This window comes from Pseudomonas sp. NBRC 111133 (assembly GCF_001320605.1).
Lineage (GTDB): Bacteria > Pseudomonadota > Gammaproteobacteria > Pseudomonadales > Pseudomonadaceae > Aquipseudomonas > Aquipseudomonas monteilii.
Genome location: NZ_BCBJ01000114.1, coordinates 1 through 21,517, shown reverse-complemented (window position 1 = coordinate 21,517; position 21,517 = coordinate 1). Strand labels below are relative to the sequence as shown.

At 61.7% G+C, this 21,517-nt stretch carries 17 protein-coding genes and 1 pseudogene; 8 read left to right on the top strand and 10 right to left on the bottom strand.

Going from position 1 to position 21,517, the window contains the following annotated elements; translation table 11 throughout:
• The first annotated feature begins 143 nt into the window (after nucleotides 1-143).
• On the top strand, nucleotides 144-575 hold the full coding sequence (locus APH36_RS24995) for a PACE efflux transporter (RefSeq protein WP_060500938.1): 432 nt from the start codon (nucleotides 144-146) through the stop codon (nucleotides 573-575).
• Between the two features lie 181 nt (nucleotides 576-756).
• Entirely contained in the window at nucleotides 757-2,316 is a 1,560-nt protein-coding gene (gene ilvA, locus APH36_RS24990) for a threonine ammonia-lyase, biosynthetic (protein WP_082426453.1), read from the top strand.
• Nucleotides 2,317-2,453: 137 nt separating this feature from the next.
• Here the strand turns inward: ilvA and APH36_RS24985 are convergent, their stop codons facing one another.
• The 3 genes from APH36_RS24985 to APH36_RS24975 form a co-directional block, all read right to left on the bottom strand.
• Entirely contained in the window at nucleotides 2,454-3,635 is a 1,182-nt protein-coding gene (locus APH36_RS24985) for a hypothetical protein (RefSeq protein ID WP_060500936.1), read from the bottom strand.
• A 63-nt stretch (nucleotides 3,636-3,698) separates the two neighbouring features.
• Nucleotides 3,699-4,166, bottom strand: coding sequence for a VOC family protein (locus APH36_RS24980; protein WP_060500934.1), 468 nt, complete (start codon nucleotides 4,164-4,166; stop codon nucleotides 3,699-3,701).
• Between the two features lie 110 nt (nucleotides 4,167-4,276).
• Nucleotides 4,277-5,896, bottom strand: a complete 1,620-nt coding sequence (locus APH36_RS24975) for an NADP-dependent glyceraldehyde-3-phosphate dehydrogenase (protein ID WP_060500932.1) — start codon at nucleotides 5,894-5,896, stop codon at nucleotides 4,277-4,279.
• A 457-nt stretch (nucleotides 5,897-6,353) separates the two neighbouring features.
• Here APH36_RS24975 and APH36_RS24970 point away from each other — a divergent pair, with 457 nt between their 5' ends.
• The 3 genes from APH36_RS24970 (at nucleotide 6,354) to APH36_RS24960 (ending at nucleotide 9,531) form a co-directional block, all read left to right on the top strand.
• On the top strand, nucleotides 6,354-7,508 hold the full coding sequence (locus APH36_RS24970) for a hypothetical protein (protein WP_060500929.1): 1,155 nt from the start codon (nucleotides 6,354-6,356) through the stop codon (nucleotides 7,506-7,508).
• A gap of 73 nt (nucleotides 7,509-7,581) precedes the next feature.
• Nucleotides 7,582-8,700, top strand: a complete 1,119-nt coding sequence (locus APH36_RS24965; RefSeq protein WP_060500927.1) for a glycosyltransferase 61 family protein — start codon at nucleotides 7,582-7,584, stop codon at nucleotides 8,698-8,700.
• 42 nt (nucleotides 8,701-8,742) lie between these two features.
• A complete protein-coding gene (locus APH36_RS24960) occupies nucleotides 8,743-9,531 on the top strand; it encodes an AraC family transcriptional regulator (RefSeq protein WP_060500925.1) in 789 nt (262 codons plus the stop codon).
• Here the strand turns inward: APH36_RS24960 and APH36_RS24955 are convergent.
• Nucleotides 9,524-10,105, bottom strand: a complete 582-nt coding sequence (locus APH36_RS24955) for a LysE family translocator (protein ID WP_060500923.1) — start codon at nucleotides 10,103-10,105, stop codon at nucleotides 9,524-9,526. The two genes, APH36_RS24960 and APH36_RS24955, sit on opposite strands and share 8 nt — an antisense overlap.
• Before the next feature lie 270 nt (nucleotides 10,106-10,375).
• On the opposite strand from APH36_RS24955, the gene APH36_RS24950 reads away from it, so the two are divergent.
• Nucleotides 10,376-11,947, top strand: a complete 1,572-nt coding sequence (locus APH36_RS24950; protein ID WP_060500921.1) for a TerC family protein — start codon at nucleotides 10,376-10,378, stop codon at nucleotides 11,945-11,947.
• On the opposite strand, the gene rarD is transcribed toward APH36_RS24950, so the two are convergent.
• The gene (gene rarD / locus APH36_RS24945; RefSeq protein ID WP_060500918.1) at nucleotides 11,910-12,797 is read right to left on the bottom strand and encodes an EamA family transporter RarD; all 888 of its coding nucleotides are present in this window, start codon (nucleotides 12,795-12,797) and stop codon (nucleotides 11,910-11,912) included. The two genes, APH36_RS24950 and rarD, sit on opposite strands and share 38 nt — an antisense overlap.
• A 33-nt stretch (nucleotides 12,798-12,830) precedes the next feature.
• A complete protein-coding gene (locus APH36_RS24940) occupies nucleotides 12,831-14,417 on the bottom strand; it encodes an EAL domain-containing protein (RefSeq protein WP_060500916.1) in 1,587 nt (528 codons plus the stop codon).
• A 299-nt stretch (nucleotides 14,418-14,716) separates the two neighbouring features.
• Here APH36_RS24940 and hppD point away from each other — a divergent pair, with 299 nt between their 5' ends.
• Nucleotides 14,717-15,793, top strand: a complete 1,077-nt coding sequence (gene hppD / locus APH36_RS24935; RefSeq protein ID WP_016714000.1) for a 4-hydroxyphenylpyruvate dioxygenase — start codon at nucleotides 14,717-14,719, stop codon at nucleotides 15,791-15,793.
• A 22-nt stretch (nucleotides 15,794-15,815) separates the two neighbouring features.
• Here the strand turns inward: hppD and APH36_RS24930 are convergent, their stop codons facing one another.
• Nucleotides 15,816-16,622: a CSS-motif domain-containing protein gene (locus APH36_RS24930; RefSeq protein WP_060500914.1), complete on the bottom strand. Its 807-nt coding sequence runs from the start codon at nucleotides 16,620-16,622 to the stop codon at nucleotides 15,816-15,818.
• Between the two features lie 133 nt (nucleotides 16,623-16,755).
• Nucleotides 16,756-17,442 carry a type 1 glutamine amidotransferase domain-containing protein gene (locus tag APH36_RS24925; RefSeq protein WP_060500913.1) on the bottom strand — a complete coding sequence of 229 codons (687 nt, stop codon included), beginning with the start codon at nucleotides 17,440-17,442 and terminating at the stop codon, nucleotides 16,756-16,758.
• Between the two features lie 194 nt (nucleotides 17,443-17,636).
• Here APH36_RS24925 and APH36_RS24920 point away from each other — a divergent pair, with 194 nt between their 5' ends.
• Complete coding sequence (locus APH36_RS24920; RefSeq protein ID WP_060500911.1) at nucleotides 17,637-19,700, top strand: PAS domain-containing sensor histidine kinase; 2,064 nt, start codon at nucleotides 17,637-17,639, stop codon at nucleotides 19,698-19,700.
• A 5-nt stretch (nucleotides 19,701-19,705) separates the two neighbouring features.
• Here the strand turns inward: APH36_RS24920 and APH36_RS31220 are convergent.
• Nucleotides 19,706-20,430, bottom strand: a pseudogene (locus APH36_RS31220) (response regulator); the annotation flags it as partial.
• A 10-nt stretch (nucleotides 20,431-20,440) separates the two neighbouring features.
• The gene (locus APH36_RS24910) at nucleotides 20,441-21,496 is read right to left on the bottom strand and encodes a tetratricopeptide repeat protein (RefSeq protein ID WP_060500907.1); all 1,056 of its coding nucleotides are present in this window, start codon (nucleotides 21,494-21,496) and stop codon (nucleotides 20,441-20,443) included.
• Nucleotides 21,497-21,517 lie beyond the last annotated feature (21 nt).

Genomic DNA, 21,517 nt, shown 5'->3' with positions numbered 1-21,517 from the left:
GGTTCCCTCGACGAAGTTGTACGACATGTCGCCGTTTGTACGGGATAGATACAAGCAGCCGAATGCGAGGTTGTCCAAATTTGGGCTTTTTCTTGTGGGCCACATCTTGTAGTTTTACAGGTCGTTTACCCAGGGAGCTGAACATGCAAGGCAAGGCGCGCAAGATCGTCCAGGCCATTCTTTACGAAGCCATCGCTGTGGCCTGCGTGGCGCCTGCGCTGGAGCTGGCGTTCGGTGCCGGCATGGCGCATTCGACCGTGCTGTCGGTGCTGATGTCGGGCATCGCGATGAGCTGGAACATGGGCTACAACTGGGTGTTCGAACGTTGGGAGGCGCGCCAGCACCAGCGGGAGCGCACTTTCATGCGGCGCTTGCTGCATGCACTGGGTTTCGAGGGGGGGCTGGTGGTGATTTTGCTGCCGCTGGTGGCGTACTGGTTGGACGTCAGCCTGTGGGCGGCACTGCTGACCAACCTGGCGTTGTTCGTGTTCTTCTTCGTTTACGCCTTTGTCTTCCAGTGGGGGTTCGACAAGGTGTTCGATGTGCCGCTTTCGGCGCAGCAAGCCAAGTGTTGACTTTGTGCCGCGCTACCGGCTAAGTTCCTACCCCATGAATACATTCCCGAACGTGAACGCCATTATTATTACCGCCATTATCAGCTTGGCGGGCTAGCGCGTACGTGCACCGAACCCGCCCTGGAGGCGGGTTTCTTCTCTCTGACTCCTGGGCAAACTGAAAACAGCCAAGGAGTCATCGATGACCAGCTTCAGCGTCCCGCGTACTGCCGTCACCCCCCAGCAACTGCTGTCGGAGCAGGTGCGGCGCATTCTTGCCGCCCCGGTGTACGACCTGGCCATCGAAACGCCCCTGCAAGCCGCGCCTGCCCTGTCTGCCAGCCTGGGTAACCAGGTATTGCTCAAGCGCGAAGACCTGCAGCCTACCTTCTCGTTCAAGATCCGTGGTGCCTACACCCGGCTGTCGCGCCTGACCCGTGCGCAGCGTGAGCGCGGGGTCATTACCGCTTCGGCCGGCAACCATGCCCAAGGCGTCGCCCTGGCAGCCTCGCACCTGGGCATGAAAGCCACCATCGTCATGCCCACCACCACGCCATCGCTGAAGGTGGAAGGGGTGCGTTCACGTGGCGGCCATGTGGTGCTGCACGGTGAAAGCTTCCCGCACGCCCTGGCACACGCGTTGAAGCTGGCCGACAGCGAAGGCGCTACCTTTGTGCCGCCGTTCGATGACCCGGACGTGATCGCCGGGCAGGGCACGGTGGCCATGGAAATCCTGCGCCAGCGCCCGGGTGCGCTGGATGCCATCTTCGTACCGGTCGGTGGGGGCGGTTTGATCGCCGGCATTGCTGCCTATGTGAAGTACCTGCGCCCAGAGGTGAAGGTGATCGGCGTGGAGCCGGAAGACTCCAACTGCCTGCAGGCTGCCATGGCCGCTGGCGAGCGGGTGATCCTGCCGCAGGTCGGTACGTTTGCCGATGGTGTAGCGGTGGCGCAGATCGGCGCCCATTGTTTCGAGCTGTGCCGGCACTTCGTCGACGAGGTGGTGACCGTGAGCAGCGATGAGCTGTGTGCGGCGATCAAGGACATCTATGACGATACCCGTTCGATCACCGAGCCGTCCGGCGCCTTGGCGGTGGCCGGGATCAAGAAATACGTGGCACGCGACGGCGTACAGGGGCAGACCCTGGTTGCCATCGATTCCGGGGCGAACGTCAACTTCGACCGCCTGCGCCATGTGGCCGAGCGGGCGGAGCTGGGGGAACAGCGCGAGGCGATCATCGCTGTGACCATTCCGGAACAGCCGGGCAGCTTCCGCGCGTTTTGCCAGGCGCTGGGCAAGCGGCAGATCACCGAGTTCAACTATCGCTATTACCCCGGTAAAGAGGCGCGCTTGTTTGTCGGGGTGCAGACCCACCCTGTTCACGATCCGCGTGAGCAGTTGCTGGCCAACCTGCGCGAGCAGGGTTACAGCGTGCTGGACCTGACCGAAAACGAGCTGGCCAAGCTGCATGTGCGCCATACCGTGGGTGGCCATGCTGCACCGGGGGCTGATGAGCGGGTCATGCGCTTCGAATTCCCCGAGCGGCCTGGGGCGTTGTTGGGCTTTCTGGAGCGGCTGGGCAAGCGCTGGAACATCAGCCTGTTCCATTACCGCAACCATGGCGCGGCAGAGGCCCGGGTTTTCGCGGCGTTGGAGGTGCCGGGGGACGAGGTAGCGGGGTTGCCGTTGGCGCTGGATGAGATGGGGTATCGGTATTGGGATGAGACCGATAACCCGGCTTACAAGCTGTTCCTGGGCTGACTTGAAAGCTTGAGGCTGCCTGTACTGGCCTCATCGCCGACAGCAAGCTCTCACAGGGACCGCGCAATGCTGAAGAGCTATGCAGTACTTGTGGGAGCTGGCTTGCCGGCGATGGGCCGCAAAGCGGCCCTGGGATTTCAACGCTCCCGCATGAAAAAGCCGGCAACGAATCTGCTGAAGGTTTCCATGCTCTTGAAGTCGGCATAACGCTTGAAATTCTCGGCATCCGGCTCAGGCCCGATCGGCTGTTCCAGCAACGACACGGACAGCACCCGGTCCCGGTCGGAGGTCAGCACCAGTTCATCCATGACCTGCCCGCCAATCACCGGCCTGCGCATTTGCACTTTCACACCTTTGCTGGCCATCCAGTCAATCAACGACACCAGCGCCTTGAGCGGCTCGCGCTCTTCGTCGCGGTACACCGGGAACAGGTGAGCGCGGGACAGTACCGGTACGCTGGCCACATGGATCAGCTCATAGAAATGGCTGCCGGCGCTGGTCGGCGAGTAGATCATCAGCGCCAGGAGCGGCCCGGTGGTACGGCTACCGCCCCAATACAGGTGGTGCCCCTGGAAATCGAAGCCGTCTTCATTACGGTTGTTGAACAGCTTGCGCCCTTTGATCTGGTCGACACAGTCCAGCAGCAAGCCGTGCCGGCGGTGGTTGCCGAACACAGAGGCATCGCGCAGGCGGGCCTTGAGCATCATCATGTGCTTCATGTCCAGGCGGGTTTCCAGGTAGTTGCTGGCGGGCACCCGCTCCAGCAGCGGGTAGCGACTGGCAACGCTGCGCAGTTCGGCAAACTGGGTGGTCAGGTCCTTTTTCAGGTGGGTGGCATACAGGTTGAGGCCGCTGGTTTCGATCCAGGTCAGCAGCAGCGACAGCAGGCGCTGTTGTTCCCGGCGGTCGTTGCCCTCGCCGCTGGCACTGCTGGTGGAGCTGCGGAAGTCGCCGATCAGGCGTAGCGGCGTGTCGGGTGGCAGCCAGGCCGCAGGTGGGGCAGGGTCGTTTTCACGCTCGGCTGCCTCCCGCTCGTCCTTGGTGAACGGGCAGCCAGGCGCGTGTTCTGCCGTGCCCGGGTTGTTCTTGAGAAACAGCGTGCCGGTACTGCCGTTAAGGGTGACATTGAGCACCGGCAAGGCGTCGTTGCGGCAGTCACAGGCCAGCCACTGGTTTGCGTTGCGCACGTTCATCAGCAGCTGGTTGGCCTGCAGCAGGCGCGGGCCGCCAAGGCTACCGGTGGCAAAGCCGACCAGCAGCTCTTCTTCGGCGGGGGTCAGGCTGCGCACCTGGGCGGCGGATTTGTCGATGATTCGCATGAAGCAGCTCCAAGCTACGAGCCCCAAGCTTCAAGCAAAGTCGCGCTGCTTTCAACTTGCCGCTCAGTTGCCGCCAAACAGCTTCGCGGCACGGGCACGAATTTCGTCCGGGGTGAGGTCCTCCTTGTGAGTGGAGACGAACCAGATGTTGCCGAACGGGTCTTTCAGGGTGCCGCTGCGGTCGCCGTAGAACTGGTCCGTCAACGGGTGCAACTGGGTGCCGCCGGCCGCCAATGCTTGAGCGTAGACCTTGTCGCAGTCTTCGACATACAAGTGCAGGCCCACGCCTGCGCCGCTGAGTTTCTGGCTGGCGGTAAGGCCGCCCTCCATGTCGCAGGGGTCGCCCAGCATCAGCGACGAATCACCGATTTTCAGCTCGGCATGGCCCACACGGCCACCTGGGGCATCGAGGCGGAACATCTCGACCGCGCCAAAGGCCTGCTTGTAGAACTCGATGGCCTTGGCGGCATCGTTGATGGCCAGGTACGGGGTAAGGCTGTGCTGGCCTTCGGGGATGGGTTTGGCTGCCATGTTCGACTCTCCTTCGCAGTGGGCGCCGGAGGGCGCCCTGTTGCTTAGAGTCGTTTGCACAGAGGGAAAATCGACAATGGCCCTAGATCGATTTCCTATAAGCGCGGCCGTCAGAAGATGTAGTCGGTGGTCAGGAAGCTCGACTGGCGGTTGCGGATGATTTCGCTGATCAGCGCCTTGTTGGCCTCCTGGAAGCGGGTGGCGACCAGAGTGCGGATGGAGAACACACGCAAGGCATCATGCACCGACAGGGTGCCTTCGGCGCTGTTCTTGCGGCCGTTGAACGGGTAGGTGTCCGGGCCACGTTGGCACTGCGCATTGATGTTGATGCGCCCGACCTGGTTGGCGAAGGTGTCGACCAGGCTGCCGATGGTAGCCGGGTCGTTGCCGAACAGGCTCAGTTGCTGGCCGTAATCGGAGTCCAGCACGTAGTCGATCACGGTTTGCAGGTCGCGGTAGGGCACTACGGGCACCAGGGGGCCGAACTGCTCTTCGTGGTACACGCGCATGGCCTGGCTGACCGGGTACAGCAAGGCTGGGTAGAAGAATGAGCCGCGGCTCTGCCCGCCACCTTCGTTGAGCACTCGAGCGCCCTTGGCCGTGGCATCGGCGACCAGGCCGTCGAGGTAGTCGACCTTGCCAGGCTCGGGCAGCGGTGTCAGTGCTACACCGGGCTCCCAGGGCAAGCCGGGCTTGAGCGCGGCCAGTTTGCGCTGGAACTTGTCGAGGAAGGCATCGACCACATCCTCGTGGACAAACAGGATTTTCAGTGCCGTGCAGCGCTGGCCATTGAACGACAGCGCACCGGTGACCGCTTCTTCTACGGCGTTGTCGAGGTCGACCTGGGGCAGCACGATACCCGGGTTCTTGGCATCCAGCCCCAGCGCGGCGCGCAGGCGGTGAGGGCGTGGGTGCAGCTTTTTCAGGTCGCTGGCGGCCTTGTGCGTACCGATGAAAGCGAACACATCGACGTTGCCGCTGGCCATCAGCGCGCTCACGGTTTCCCGGCCTCGACCATAGATCACGTTGATCACCCCGGGCGGGAAGCTGTCACGGAAGGCTTCGAGCAGCGGGCGGATCAACAGCACACCGAACTTGGCGGGCTTGAACACCACGGTGTTGCCCATGATCAGCGCGGGGATCAGCGTGGTGAAGGTTTCGTTGAGCGGGTAGTTGTAGGGCCCCATGCACAGGGCGACACCCAGCGGCGCCCGGCGGATCTGGCCCAGCGTGCCTTGTTCAAGCTCGAAGCGGCTGGAGCGGCGGTCGAGGTCCTTGAGGGCGTTGATGGTGTCGACGATGTAGTCGCAGGTGCGGTCGAATTCCTTTTCCGAGTCCTTGAGGTTTTTGCCGATCTCCCACATCAGCAACTTGACCACGGCCTGGCGCTGCTCGCGCATGCGTGCCAGGAAGGTTTCGACGTGCTGGATACGCTCGGCCACACGCATGTTCGGCCAGGTACCACGGCCTTTGTCGTAGGCCTGAACGGCGGCGTCGAGCGCGGTAAGGGCGGTGTCGGCATCAAGCAGTGGGGCGCTGCCCAGCACCACTTGGCGTTCTTCGCCGCCTTCCTTGAGCCAGACGGGGCTGCGTACCGTGGCCAAGGGGCCGTCCCAGCGCCTGAGCTCGCCGTTCACCAGGTAATCACGTTGTTCCAGGGGGGCTTCCAGGCGCCAGATTTGCGGAATGCTATCGGCGTTGGGGAAGAGTGAATCGAGCAGACGGTCCATGGGTACTGCACCTCACTTAGCGGGGCGGGTTTCAAGCCGGGTGAATCGCTTCAGCTGCGAGCATGCACCGGCTGCCGAAAAAACACCAGTCTGGCTCAACAGGGCCCCTCGTGCTTGTCGACAGGCTGCCTTCGGATTCTAGGGTTGTTATGCAAAGACGGCATCAAGGGTTATCGATTGATAGCGAAGTGATAATTGCATCGGCGCGCACCGGGCACGGTTATAGCAAAGTGCTTGTCGGGTATGGACTTCATGCAGGAAATTTGACGCCATGAAACTTGATCTAAAGTTAGCGGGAGGCCGCTTGCCAAAGCGTTTGCAGGCATCTTAAATTGTTACTGAATGTGATAAATAAGTTTGAGCTCATACTATAAAAATCAAGACGTTAGGTGTTTTTGCTGATTTTTTCTCTTTTTCCGATAGACCATAGAGCACTTCAAAGGACGTCGAAGAAGAAATGAAAGAGACCTTGACGGCTGTGGCGCGAAAACTCCTGTCGCCCTCCATGCGCTACGAAATGAGGCTGCTGGCCAGCAAGGTGCGTGAAGTGCTGGCGCGTGCCTGTTTCTGGCGTTGGGAAGTTGCCAGGTTCCGGATGCAGCAGGAAAGCCCGTACGAAATCCTCTACATAGGGCGCAAGCAGCAACGGGAAATGGCCAAACTGCTGATTGGCGGCAAGGGCCAGGGCAGTGCGTCGATCGTGGAGGGTGCAAGCGCGACTGTGGCGGCCAACCATGTTGTGGTGATCAGCGAAGTGCCCACCTCAGGCGCGTTGTCAGTGCCGCATTACCTGAGTGCCGTGGTGCCGCTGGGGCGCCCGCTGGAAGACATCACGGCCCGGTACGACAGCGAACTGCGCCGCAGCATCCGCAAGAACCGCCCACTTTACCAGATGCGCCAAACCCTCTCGGACGACGAGATCGCCATGGCTGACCGAGACCTGCTGCGCCCCTATGCCACGGCCAGACAAGGCATTCATGCGGCACAGTTCCCCACCAACGAAGTGTTCCGGATCGCCAAGGGCGTTGGCCGGCTCGACCTGATTACCTTGGGCGATGAGGTAATCGGCTGCCATTTGGGGTGCGAAGTGGTGCGCGGCGGCAAGCGCTATTGGAGCACCTTGCGCTTTGGTTATTGCGAAGCGGTGTTTTCCGATGCCAAGAAGTTGCGTGAAGTGAACTCCATCACCACGTTCATGGCCCTTGAATGGGCACTGGAACAGGGTTTCGATTATTACGACATCGGCCTGTGCCTGGCGCGGCCAGATGACGGGCTGTTGAAGTGGAAGCGCCGGCGTGGCGGCGATATCGACTCGTTGGGCAACCATGCCTACCTGTTCGTTCGCTTGCCCAAGGCCGGCACGGCAAAGTTTTTGTGGGACACGCCGATGTTCGCGGTCGAAGGCGACAAACTCACGTTGCACCTGGGGTTGCCCGAGGGGCCGAGTGAAGAAGAATTTGCCAGCCGCTACCACGAAATGGTGTTTGGCGGGCTGCACAAGATTTACCTGTATGGCGGCAACGGTGCGGGCGAACCGTTTGTGGAAGCATTGCGCAGCCGGTATGCCAACCTGCAATCCCCCCCCGCGATGGAAAGGGTGATGTCCAACTGAGTGTTAGCCAGGGATGCGTTGAGAGGGCGCGATGCGCCCGGTTTCTGATTTCGTTACCAAGGGAGGACGCTTCATGGGAAGCGACATCTCGCAGTTCAGTGCATCGCCCGCAGCCAAGCAGCACACCTGGACACTGGCTGCCTACCGCTACATGGCCCGAAAACGCCTGGGCAAGAACACGGCCATTGACCTCAAGAGTGTGGCTACCAGGAGCTGGGACATTGCGCCGGGCGAGACCACGGTGTCGCCACCGGCCATCTACCTGCCCGGCCAGCTGGAGCGGGTGACGGGCTGGGAGGGCAAGCGTTTTTACCCCTACGTACACCCTGCGCGCACCATGGAGGGCGGCATCAGTACGCTGCAAGGGCCAACCCGGGGTTACCTGATCAAGAATGTGTGGCTGGTCGATGGTGCGTTGTACAAGGGCAAGGCCAGCCATTGGTTGTCACTGAAACCCAGCACCTTTCCGGGCATCATCGTGGACAACGAAATCGATCGTGCAGCCATTTATTGCACGCAAAACGGCAACTCCTGGTTCGGCACCTGGCTGATGGAAGATTGCCCGACCTATGCGCTGGCCTGTAACGAAGGCATCCCGGTGACCACCGCCCCCTCGGCCAAATACCCGTTGTTCACCCAGGCCCCCGCCTATGAAGACTGGCTGGACATGAAGCCGCTGCGCCTGCGCAGTGCGTTTTTCCGTGAGCTGGTGCTGTTCGATGACCAGAGCAACAACCGTAGCCGCCACGCCCGCTACCGGGCCATGGGGGACAAGCTGCTGTCGCATGTGCCGCATGCCCCGCACCCAGGCGTGTTCCTGCTGCGGGGCGGCGACGGCGACCTGCGCCTGCTGCGCAATGAGCTGGAGCTTGCCGAGCATCTGCGGGTTACCCGTGGTTTTCGCGTGGTCAACCCGCTGAAGTCTGATGTACCGAGTATTGTCGCAGCCTGTGCCGGGGCAAACGTGGTCATTGGCGTAGAGGGTAGCCAGTTGGTACATGGCGTGAATGTGCTGCAGCCTGGCGGTAGCCTGCTGACCTTGCAGCCGCCTAACCGGTTTGTCAGCTACTACAAATACCTGACGGATCGCGACCACCAGCAGTTCGGCTTTGTGGTGGGGATACCGGAGGGCGATGGTTTCAGGATCGATATCGGTGAAGTGGAACGCACGCTCGATCTGTTTGCGCGATAACCGTGTAGTATCGGGGCATCTGAGCAACGCGTGGGCGAGAGGATGATAGAGGCATCACGGTTCTGGCGTGACCCTGCGTTACCCTTCGTCGAAGCCCGGCGGGTAGGGGACGGGCGGCAGGTGTGTTATGCCGCACATTCCCACGAGAGCTTTTCCATCGGTGTGATCACCGGTGGACGCAGCACCTACCTGAACGGGGGCCTGCGCATTGAGGTGGGGGCCGGCACCACGGTGCTGATGAACCCGGGCGTGGTGCATACCTGCAACCCCATCGATGGCGAGCCTTGGTCCTACCTGATGCTGTTTGTCGACATGCCTTGGTTACAGGCGCTGGGTTTCACCTTGCCGACGCAAACCTGGAGTAGCTCGCCTGCGCTGTACCAACGTTTGATGCAGGCTTTTGCCGACCTGTTCGACGCCAGCGTGCCTGACAGGGAGGCGCGCCTGGCGACCCTGTTTTGCGCATTGCCGGGCTTTCTCTCGGGTGAAACTGGCGAGGGTGAAGCAGGCAACCCACGGCTGGACGCGGCGGCAGCCTTCATACGTGCCCATCGTAGCGATCCGCTGAGCCTGGAAGACATCTGCACCGCCTGCGGCCTGTCACGTTCCTACCTGATTCGTGCATTTGGCCAACGCTTCGGGCTGACGCCGCATGGCTACCTGCTCGATCAGCGCGTACAGCTGGCCAGGGCGCAGCTGCGCCAAGGCCGCGCGATTGCCGAGGTGGCGCAGGAGGCCGGGTTTGCCGACCAGGCGCACCTGCAGCGGGCATTCAAGCAGCACCTGGCGGCGACACCGGGGCATTACCGCGATGCCGCTGGCGTCAGATAACCAGGTAGACAGCACTGCCTACCAGCAACACCGCCAACCCTCGATTGAGCAAGCGCACGTGCCGTGGGTTGCCCAGATACTGGCGAATCATGCTCCCGGCCCATGCCCAACACGCAACCGAAACAAAACAGATCGGGCCATAGATCCAGGCAAAGAGCCACAGCAGGTGCTGTTCACCCCCCGTGTAAGCGCCGACCCCGGCCACTGCCGCCAGCCAAGCCTTGGGGTTTAACCATTGCATTGCCGCGCCGTGCCAGGCTGAAGGCGCTGTTGTCGAGTGTGTGCCGGTCAGCCGGCCGTCGTCGCGGGCCAGCTTCCACGCCATGTACAGCAGAAACGCCACGCCGCCCCAGTGCAACAGCAGGCCCAGTAGCGGCCAGCGCAGCAGCAGTTGATGCAGGCCCAGCCCGACCAGCACCAGCAACAGGCAGAAGCCCAGCGTGGCGCCGGCCACATGCGCCAGGCTGGCGCGTAAGCCATGGTTGGCGCCGCTGCCCAGGGCAATGATGTTGACCGGGCCGGGGGAAATCGACGCCGCCAGTGCGAAGGCGGCCATGGACAGGGACAGGCTCATGAGAAAGATCCGGTGGCTGGAAGGAACCGTTATTTTCAGCCCTTGGCTGTCGAGGGTATTGAAGAAAAGTACCCCCTAAATGCCGCCCCACACCTGATACAGATTTTGTAATAGTTTTGCGCTATCACAGAAACCAGTGCTGCTTGTAGGATCATTTTCCCAATTTGTTAACAAGGTCTATATGAGCACCTTCGCGGAGCCCCCCAGTTTTCGGCCTTTCTGGCCATCCTTCCCCCGTCCTCGTGACGCTTCCCCTGTGAGTACCCGCTAATGGAATGGCTAGCCGATCCCACGGCCTGGCTAGGCCTGTTGACGCTTATCGTCCTTGAGCTGGTGCTGGGTATCGACAACCTGGTGTTCATCGCCATCCTGGCAGACAAACTGCCGCCGCATCAGCGTGACCGCGCGCGGGTGATTGGCCTGAGCCTGGCATTGATCATGCGCCTGGGCCTGTTGGCCAGCATCTCGTGGATGGTCACCCTCACCGCGCCGCTGTTCGAAGTGTTCGGCAAGAGCTTCTCCGGCCGGGACCTGATCATGCTGTTCGGTGGTGTGTTCCTGCTGTTCAAGGCCACCATGGAACTGCATGAACGTCTTGAGGGCCATGTAACCCAGGCCAGTGGTACGCTGCGTCATGCTGCGTTCTGGCCGATCGTGGCGCAGATCGTGGTGCTTGACGCGGTGTTCTCCCTGGACGCGGTCATTACCGCGGTGGGCATGGTCGAGCATCTGTCGGTAATGATGATCGCCGTGATTTTCTCGATCGGTATCATGATCGTTGCCAGCAAACCGCTGACCCGCTTCGTCAACGCCCACCCCACAGTCATCATGTTGTGCCTGGGCTTCCTGATGATGATCGGTTTCAGCCTGACCGCCGAAGGCCTGGGCTTCCATATCCCGAAAGGCTACCTGTACGCGGCCATCGGCTTCTCGATCCTTATCGAGCTGTTCAACCAGCTGGCCCGTGCCCGCCGCAAGCGCAGCTTGCAGCAGCACCGGCCGTTGCGTGAACGCACTGCCCATGCCGTGCTGCGCCTTCTGGGTGGCCGCCGTGTTGAGGCGGACGAAGTGGGTGAGGAAATCGCCGACCTGGTCGAGGGGGGTGAGGAGCAGGTGCTGTTCGACCGCCGTGAGCGGGTGATGATCAGTGGCGTGCTGAACCTGGCCGAGCGGCCTATCCGTACGGTGATGACCGCCCGTGCCGAGGTCGACATGATCGACCTGGGGCAACCGGCCGACGCCATTACCCAGGCCCTGGCCAACTCGCCGTACTCGCGCCTGCCGCTGATCCGCAATGGCCGTGTCGACGAGCCTCTGGGCTTCGTGCACAAGAAGGAATTGCTCAAGGAGCTGCTGTCGGGCAGCCAGCCGGACCTGGAAGGCATGGCGCGTGTGCCGCTGAATTTGCTGGAGAGCTTCAGCATTCTCAACGCCCTGGAGCAGATGCGTGGCCAGTCGACTCACATCGCCTTCGTGGTCAACGAGTTCGGTGACTTCACCGGCCTGCTGACCATGACCGACATCCTTGAGTCGATTGCCGGTGAACTGCCGGATGCCAGCGAGGTTGAAGGCCCCGGCATTGTCCAGGAGGGCGAGGGCTTCGTGGTCAGTGGTGCGCTGAACCTGAGCCAGGTCCATGCGCGTACCGGCTTCAGTGCCCGTGCTACCGAGGACTACCAGACCCTCGCCGGCCTGGTGATGAGCCTGCTCGACCGCCTGCCGATGGTGGGTGACCGCCTGGCCTGGAATGGCTGGACGCTGACCGTGGAGGCGGTGGAAGAGCGGCGGGTGCGCCAGGTTCGGCTTACACCGAACGGCGACGCTGACGCAGCAGGTGCTTGAAACCCTCGAGCACCAGCACCAGCACCGCGGCCCAGATCGGCAGGTAGGTCAGCCACTGATCCGGGCCGATGGTTTCGCCCAGCAGCAACGCCACGCCCACCAGCAGCACGGGCTCGACGTAGCTGAGCAGGCCGAACAGGCTAAATGGCAGCATGCGGCTGGCGAGCACGTAGGCGATCAGGGCCGAGGCGCTGATCGCCCCAAGGATCGGGATCAACGCATACAGCCCAGGGTGGGCTTGCAGGTCAGCGCTGGAAAGCGGGCCCTGGATAACGAAGTACAACGCCCACGGTAGCAGCAGGCACATGTCGCACCACAGCCCGCCCAGGTGGTCGGTGCGGCAGCGTCGGCGCAGCACGAAATAGATCGGGTAGCCGATCGTCACCAACAGGGTTTCCCAGGCAAAACTGCCGTTTTGGTACAGCTCGTGGCCCACGCCCAGTGCGGCACAGGCCACGGCCACCTTTTGCAGGCGTGATAGACGCTCGCCGTACACCAGCCGCCCGGTCAGGACCATGGCCAGTGGCAGCAGGAAATAGCCCATCGACACTTCCAGGCTGCGCCCATGCAAGGGTGCCCAGAGGAACAGCCACAACTGTACGCCCATCAGCCACGAGGTACCGACCATGCCCAGCAACAGGACAGGCGTGCGCTTTACCCGGGCCAGCAGCTCGCCCACGCGTTTCCAGTCTTTCGAGACCAGCATGAACAAGGTGAGGCAGGGCAGCGTCAGCAGGGTGCGCCAGCCAAAGATCTCTTCGCCATCCAGTGGCGTGAGCAGCGAGGTATAGAAATACATCACAGCGAACAGACAGGACGCCATGACCGATGAAACGATGCCTTTTGACACGAGTGCCTCGAATAGGGGAGTTGAGCGGGTGGATCAGCCGCGCATGATCTCAGGGGCCGCGCCTTGCGGCAACTGCGCAGCGCCCGGGCGTGTGGCCAGTGCCTCCAGGAACTGGGCGGCCGGCATGGGCCTGGCAAACAGGTAGCCCTGCTGGAAGTCCACCCCATGGCTGGCCAGGTAGTCGCGCTGGGTGTTCGTTTCCACACCTTCGGCCACGATACCCAGGCCCAGCTTGGCCGACAGGTCGATGATGCTTTCCAGAATGTGCACGGACAGCGCATCGCCGCCGATCATGGCGACAAAGCTCTGGTCGATTTTCAGGTAGTCGACCTGGAACTGGCGCAGGTAGTTGAGGCTCGACTGGCCGGTGCCGAAGTCGTCGAGGGCAATCATCACACCCATGGCGTGGAGCTTTTCGAACAGTTCCAGGGTCACCGGGGTAGGCTCGATGAGGTTGCGCTCGGTCAACTCCAGGGTCAGCACCACCCGGCCCGGTGGAAAGTGCTGCAGGAAGGTGCGGCAGTCGTCCAGCAGGCTGAGGTCGCGGCAATGATCGGCGGTGATGTTGACACCGATATGGAACCCGTCCTCCAGCAACCCCGCATAGGGCGCCAGGCTTTGCGCGGTCTGCATCATCAGCGCACGGGTCATGGCGACGATCTGCCCGCTGTGCTCGGCATAAGGGATGAACAGGTCGGGCCTTACCAGGCCCTCGCGCGGGTGGTTCCAGCGCATCAGCACTTCGGCACCGGCCCAGCGGTAGTCACCCTTGCGCACCACAGGCTGGAAATACGGCAGAAACTCGTCGGCCTGCAGCGCCCGGTCCAGCTCGGCGCGGGGAGAGGTGGCCCGGCGAATCTGCCAGCGGCATACCAGCGCCGCCACGGCACCCAGCACCAGCAGCAAGCTGATGAGGGCAGGGTAGTGGCTGCGTAACAGCTGGCCCTGTTTGCCGGTGCTGTAGCCGCCCTGCACGCTGAACGGGTAACGGGTCGAACCCAGCAGCACGTTGGCGCTGGCGGCGGCAGGTGGTACGCCTTTGTGCACGACACCGTCCTTGCCCATCCAGGCATCGCCCACGCGGATTTGCAAGTCTTCGTCAGGGCCGATCAGGCGCAGTGCCGTTAGCAGGTGGTCGCCATCCACCGTGGTGATTGCTCCTTTGTCGCCGTCGCTAACACGGTACACCAGCAGCGCGTGCCCCGGGGTGACCGAGTTGCCGTCCATCAGCCACAGTTTGCCGTCGATATAGTCACTGGCGTTGACCGGTTCGTCGAACTCGCCGAACAGCGAGGTGCAATACAGGTTGTTGTGCCTGAACAGGTTGGTCGAGCGCACGAAGGCGTTGCGGGTAACCTGGGCACGCAGCGTGAGCTGGGCCTGATCGCAGGGGCCGCCAGCCAGGGGCAGCAATGCATTGGCAGCACTGGACAGGTTGTCGAGGATGCGTTCGACGTGCTCCACCGCCTGGCGGGTGGTGGCCTGGCTGCTGGCCTGCATCTCGCGCTCGACCTGCCAGTTCATGATGGCCAGGCCGCACACCACTGGCAGCACGCCGACGCCCCAGGGCAACAGGGTACGCCAGCTGAATGCGGCGCGGCGTTTTACGGTAAGGGGCATGCTGACCTGGCTACGATGAGAGATAACGAGAGCATAGCCGTTTGTCGGCGCTCAGGACCAACTAAAACGCGACAAACCATTTTACGCAATGTAGAATCCGTTTACGAATACAACAATAAGGTCCTTCAGCTCCGAAGGATCAAGCCCGCCGAGAATGGGTCCATATGACATACCATGGGTTCAAGCTGATCATAGGTGACTTCCTCGCTCGCAGCGTGCGGGGCATCCCGTGCTCACCGCCGTTTCTGTTCCACATCCCACGCAATCAATAATTTTTCGCTGCAGATGAGGACACGAACATGGCTGATATCTTCGACAATCCAATGGGCCTGATGGGCTTCGAGTTCATTGAGCTGGCTTCGCCTACGCCTGGCGTACTCGAGCCGGTCTTCCAGATACTGGGTTTCACCAAGGTGGCTACCCACCGCTCCAAGGATGTGCACCTGTATCGCCAGGGTGGCATCAACCTGATCCTGAACAACGAACCCAAGAGCATCGCCTCGTACTTCGCGGCGGAACACGGCCCTTCGGTGTGCGGCATGGCGTTCCGCGTGCGCAATGCCCATGAAGCCTATGCCCGCGCCCTGGAGCTGGGTGCCCAGCCGGTAGAAATCGAAACCGGCCCGATGGAGTTGCGCCTGCCGGCAATCAAAGGCATTGGTGGTGCGCCGTTGTACCTGATCGACCGCTTCGACGAAGGCAGTTCGATCTACGACATCGACTTCAACTTTATCGAAGGCGTGGATCGCAACCCGGTAGGTGCGGGCCTTAAAATCATCGACCATCTCACCCATAACGTTTACCGCGGGCGCATGGCTTACTGGGCCGGCTTCTACGAGAAACTGTTCAACTTCCGTGAGATCCGCTACTTCGATATCAAGGGTGAGTACACCGGCCTGACGTCCAAGGCCATGACTGCGCCCGATGGCATGATCCGCATCCCGCTCAACGAAGAGTCGTCCAAGGGGGCCGGGCAGATCGAAGAGTTCCTGATGCAGTTCAACGGTGAAGGCATCCAGCACGTCGCCTTCCTCACCGACGACCTGCTCAAGACCTGGGACGCCCTGAAGGGCTTCGGCATGCGCTTCATGACGGCGCCACCACAAACCTATTACGAAATGCTCGAAGAGCGCCTGCCTGGCCACGGCGAGCCGGTGGATCAGCTGCAAGCGCGTGGCATCCTGCTCGATGGCGCTTCGCAGCCCGAAGACAAGCGCCTGCTGCTGCAGATATTCTCGGAAACCCTGCTTGGTCCGGTGTTCTTCGAGTTCATCCAGCGCAAGGGTGATGATGGCTTTGGTGAAGGCAACTTCAAGGCGCTGTTTGAATCCATCGAGCGGGACCAGGTGCGCCGTGGAGTGCTGAGCACCGACTGATCCAGCCTGAGGGGCGCCGCCATCATGCATGCTTGGCGGTCGCCTCACGGCTGTGGGCTCTCGCCCCGTACAGGCCCAGATACACGATCGAGCCGGTCACGATCCCTACCAGCATCAGTGAGGGAAAGATCTGCACCATTGACTGCTGAATTTCCTTGGCGGTGAAACCTTCGGCGTAACCGCCTTTTACCCTATACCCATACTTGTTCGACAGCGCGCTCGCAAAAAACTCGGGCTGCGAAGGGCGCTGTGTGTCTCGACTATCGCCTTTGCTCCAGATGTAGCGGTCGTCGAACTCCAGCAGCAGTGTCAGGCCATCCTGAAAAGCGTCCAGTTCGTTGCGTAGCAAAAGGGCATAGGCGGTCACGATTACCCCGCCATGATTCCCCTGCAAGTAATAGTTGACCAGCAGCTTGCGGCGCTTGTCGGGTTGCCCATAGGACAACTCGACCTGCTGGCCGGACCCGGCAAAGGACGATAGGTATTCCAAAGAATCTGAAGTGCTGCTGCAGGAGGCTTCATTACCTTCTACCAAGGTCAGCGATCGGATCATGGAGCGGCTCACAACTTGCTCCTGTAATGCGCTCTTGACCCTGTCGCATGGCTTGCCTGCGAGCGGCAAGGCGCGCTGGGCAGCTTCATGCATCCTGTTCAGCGCCTGGTCAATGCTGAACACAGCCTCCTGAACAGAGATGGCGGCGTTTTCCGAAAGCTTCATCTCCAGCTGAACAATCATCACCAACAAACCGGAAATCACAGGTACAAGGCCCACCGTGATGAGCAGCAACAGCTCCCGCAGGCGGTATCCTGCGTTCAGGATTTTCAACATAGGGCAATCGCTCTCCGGGCCGAAGCTGTTCGGGGTGAACAACTGAACCCTGAGCCTATGCATTCAATGGCCGATCGGCTGTAGTCCTTGTGCAGTATGCGGCAGAGGAAAACTACAAGGTTGATGTCAGGCTTTAGCTCGCCTTGAGTTTTGCCAGTACATGTTCGGCGAGCAGGGCGGTCGAGGCTGGGTTCTGCCCTGTGATCAATCGACCATCCTCGACCACGTATGGCATCCACGGATCATCATGCTTGCTGTACTCGCCGCCGCGGCCACCTAGCTCGTTTTCCGTCAAAAATGGGACTACTTTGTCCAGTTCGGCCAGTTGCTCCTCGATATTTGAGAAACCGGTCACCTTGCGGCCTTTCAGCAGCAAGCTTTTGTCGCTGAGCTTGATGTTGAGCAGGCCAACCACGCCGTGGCAGACCGCCGCTACAATGCCGCCTTTTTCGTAGACTTTGCGTGCCAGCTCCTGCAGGGGCGGGTTATCGACAAAGTCGTACATCACGCCATGCCCACCGGTGTAGTAGATGACGCCGTATTCGTCGGCCTTTACCTGATCGGGGCTCAAGGTGGTGCCCAGGCGCGTCATGAAGCGCTTGTCGTCATACCATTGCCAGTCCAGCTCTGGAGCCATCTGCAGGCTGTGCGGGTCGATGGGCACGTAGCCGCCCTGTGGGCTAACATAATCGACCGTGTAGCCGGCCTTTTCGACCTTCTCGACAAAGTGCACGGCCTCGCCCAGCCACAACCCGGTCGCCCGCTTGAGGGTTGGGTATTTGGCTGTATTGGTCAGCACTACCAGCATTTTCTTGCTCATGACCATGCTCCTCTCGGCAACCTAGACAGGCCGGTGCTCCCTGGCCCAAGGGAAAACCTAATTAGCATAGCTGCCCCCTGCAAGTGCGCCATGGTACGTGGTGCGTGCTGTGCTAACGTGAACAGATTCCACGGGTGAGCCTGCCTGTTCAGGTAGCACCGTGGCCAACCCGGAGCATTGCTGGAGTCACGATATTGGTCGCAAACAGTACGCCACGCGGGCCTTTGCAGCCGGTCATGCTGCAGCCGCCTGTTTCGCAGCCGGTCGACTTGATGGCGCAGCGGATTGCACGGTTCGACTGGGGGCGTACTTCGCTCGGGCCATTGCCGCGCTGGCCGGCTTCGTTGCGTATTGCCGTCGACATGATGCAGTTGTCACCGTTCCCTTGTGCCGTGGTCTGGGGGGCTGACCTTTGTGTGGTGCACAACGAAGGTTACAGGATGCTGCGGGCAGTTCCGGACGCCTTGGGTGTCGCGTTCGATAGGCTGTGGCACGATGTCTGGCCGGCAGTGGGATCCCGGGTGTTCCAGGCGCTGGAGGGGCGCTCGAGTTTTGTCGAGGATCTCCCCCTGAGTGTTCCCGGCATCGCGGGCGAGGAGCCGATATGGTGCGCGTTCGGTTTTGCACCCTTGCATGATGAGCTGGGCAATGTGGCGGGTTTTCTGCATACGGTGATCGAAACGACAGCCAGTGTCGAGGCGCCCCACCATTGGCGCGCGCAGGCGCTGGGGTTTGAGCAGCCGGTCGAGCGCCATGTGGCTGAGCGCGAACAGTTGTGGCAACTGTCGCGCGACGCGATGATGACGGTGACTGCGGAACTGAAACTGCATGCCGTCAACCCGGCCTGGTACCGCATTCTGGGCTGGACCCAAGCGCAGGTGCAGGATATGCCGGTGCTGGACCTGGTGCACCCGGCTGATCGCGCCGACGTGCAGCTGGCAGTGTCCGGGCTGCTGCAAGACAGCAACACGGAACAGATCGAGACCCGCCTGCGGCACCGTGATGGTCATTACCTCTGGTTTCGCTGGAACGCGCGGTTTGATGGCAGGCTGCTGACGGCGGTTGGCCGAGACATTACCGGAGATCGCGACGAGCTTGCACGTCGGTCCAAGGCGCTGATGCGTAACAGCGAGCGTATGCAGGTGGTCGGCCAGTTGGCGAGGGGTATGGGCCACGAAATGAATAACCTGCTGTCCGGGGTCAACGGCAGCCTTGAGTTGTTGCAACGGCGCCTGCGGGAGGGACGCCTGGAGGGGGTGGATGCCTACGTGGAAGTAGCGCGCGAGTCGGTGCAACGCGCCACGGAACTGACTCACCGCCTGCTGGCGCTCTCTCGCCCTCAACCCTTGGCCACCCGGCCGCTGGACTTCAATCGGCAACTACGCCTTTGCGAGCCATTGCTGCTGAAGACGTTGGGCGCGGAGGTTGGCTTGCACTGGCAGCTGGATGTAGTGCCGTGGGCGGTGAACCTGGACGTTCATGAGCTTGAAAATGCCTTGATCAACCTATGCACCAACGCCCGGGAAGCGTGTCTGACGCAGGGCAGTGTCACGTTGCGTACGGTCAACAAGCGCTTGACCAGTGCTTTTCCGGATGCGCGGGGCCTCCCACCTGGCGACTACGTAGCCTTGTATGTCGAGGACGACGGCTCTGTTATGTCGGCAGCGGACATCGCCAGGGACTTTGAACCGTTCTTCACCACCAAACCCGTCGGGCGTGGGGCCGGGCTGGGGTTGTCGATGGTGTATGGTTTTGTCAGCCAATCGGGCGGGTATGTCTGGATCGAGTCTGTCCCGGAGCGGGGCACCAAGGTTTCCATGCTTTTCCCAAGGTGGCATGAGCCCGTTCCGGAAGAGCCAAAGCCCGCACCGCCCTCGCAGCGCGTGGCCCGGGGCGAACGCCTGCTGCTGGTGGATGACGAGGTGAATTTGCGCGTGGTCATGCACGAATACCTGGCCGAGCGTGGTTTCGACGTGACGGTAGCAGGCGATGCGAACACTGCCCTGGAACGCTTCCGCCATGCTGGCCCCTTCGACCTGGTGATCACCGATATCGGCTTGCCTGGCGTTTTCAGTGGCCGGCAACTGGCCAGCGCCATGCGCACGCAGATTGCGCAACAGAAAATCCTGTTCATTACCGGTTATGCGGACCAGCCCATCGAAGCGCAATTGCTCGATCAGCCGGGTACGGCGTTGATGAGCAAGCCATTTCTGCTGGCGGAGCTTGCCGACCAAGCGCTACGCATGCTTGATGAATAATGGCATCACGGCTTGCCAAGAATTTGCGACACTTGAGCCTGCAGTTGCTTCAGTTCGAACGGCTTGCAGATCAAATGCATGCCCGCCCCCAGGAAATACTCGCGGGCCATGGCCGTTTCCGCGTTCCCGGTGATGAACAGCACCGGCAAGTGTGGGCGCAGGCTGCGGGCAATCTCGGCCAGTTGCCGGCCGTTCATGCCGGGTAGGCCGACATCGCTGATCAGCAGATTCACCGTTTGTGTCGAGCGCAGCACCTTCAGTCCCTCGTTGGCGTTGGCGGCGCTGTGGCAGGTGAGCCCCTCATCGCGCAGCATTTGGCACAGCAACTGGCGCACATGTAGGTCGTCCTCGACGATCAGTACATGTCGGCCGCCGTCAGGATGCACAGGTTGCGCCGGCTGACGCGATTGTCTGACCGGGCCGGTATGACGCGGCAGGTAAAGGTCTACCTGGGTACCTTGGCCGATTGCGCAGCGCGGACTGGGTCATGTGCAACAGCTGGGCGTTTTCAAAGGGTGCCACCAGCAATACCAGGTTGCCCACCGGATGGTTGCTAACGCCGCTGGGCGACCAGCACGATAGGCAAATCCGACCAGCTCGGTTGTTGGTCGATGAAGGCCTGCAGCGATGCGCTCGGGCCTTGGCTGAACGCTTGTTCGGCGATGATTGCCAACCCTGCACCTTCGGCCAGGCGCGCCTGCAGGTTGGCCAGGCCGACCGCGCAAAAAGTCAGTCGTTACCTACAAGCCCTGTTGCAGCACGGGGTCGTCAGGGTTTTGCCGCTCCAGCTCGGCCAGCAGCACCTGCACGTTCTGAAGCTGGCCGGACTCCTTCGAGTACTGAATCAGCAGCACCCGCGCCCGGCGATTGGCTGGCTGGCGATTGAGCACGGTTTCCAGTTGCTTCTGTGCGGCGTCGAGTTGGCCCAGCTCATGCAGGGTAACGGCCAGGGTATAGCGGTAGTCAGCGTTGTCCGGCTCCAGCTCGACGGCGCGGGACAGGGCCAGCAAGGCATATTCGCGCTGTTCGTGGCGGTTTAGCCAAAGCCCTAGCTCGTACTGCAGAAAGGACGAGTCGGGGCTTAGCGCCAAGGCTTGCCCCAGCACCTGGCGGGAGGCATCGTGATGCCCCTGGCGCTCGAGCAGGCGTACCTGAGTAGCCAGGGCGTCGAGGTTACCGGGGGCGACCGCCAGCGCTCGTTGCAGGGCTGTGGCGGCCTGGGTGTAGTCGTTCTCGTGCAGATAAAGGCGCGCCAGGTGCACTTGGGCATCGGCATCCTCGGGCTGTTGCTCCAGCGCTTGCTGGTATTGCTCGAGGGCTGCTTGCAGCGGGCCGAAATACAGGCCAATGGCGTCGGGGTCGAGGCCCAGCAGGGCATCCACGGCGGCAAAACGCACGCTTTGCTCGTCGTCGTCCAGCAGCGGGCCGAGCACCAGGCTACGCTGCGCCGCCGGTAACAGACGGCGGATACCGGCAATGGCCGCTCGGCGCACCAGCGGGTCGGCATGCTCCAGGTCCTGGCGGGCGAGCTTCAATGCCTGGGGCGAGGGGTAATTGGGCAGTTCGGCGTACAGTGCTGCACGCCGGATGGCGGGCAAGTCATTACGTTGTAATTGCTGATACAGCACCCGTGCCGCACCGGGCTGGCCGTCGTGGGCCTGGCGCAGGGCCTTGGCGTAGCTGTGTGCCGGCAGGGTCGGTGCGGCTGGCGGGGTGTCGCGCCACAGGTAGCCGAACAGGGCCAATACCAGGATCAACAACAGCAGGGCGATCAGGTAGCGGTTGCGTCTGGGCATCGGACGGTCCGTGGCGGCGGG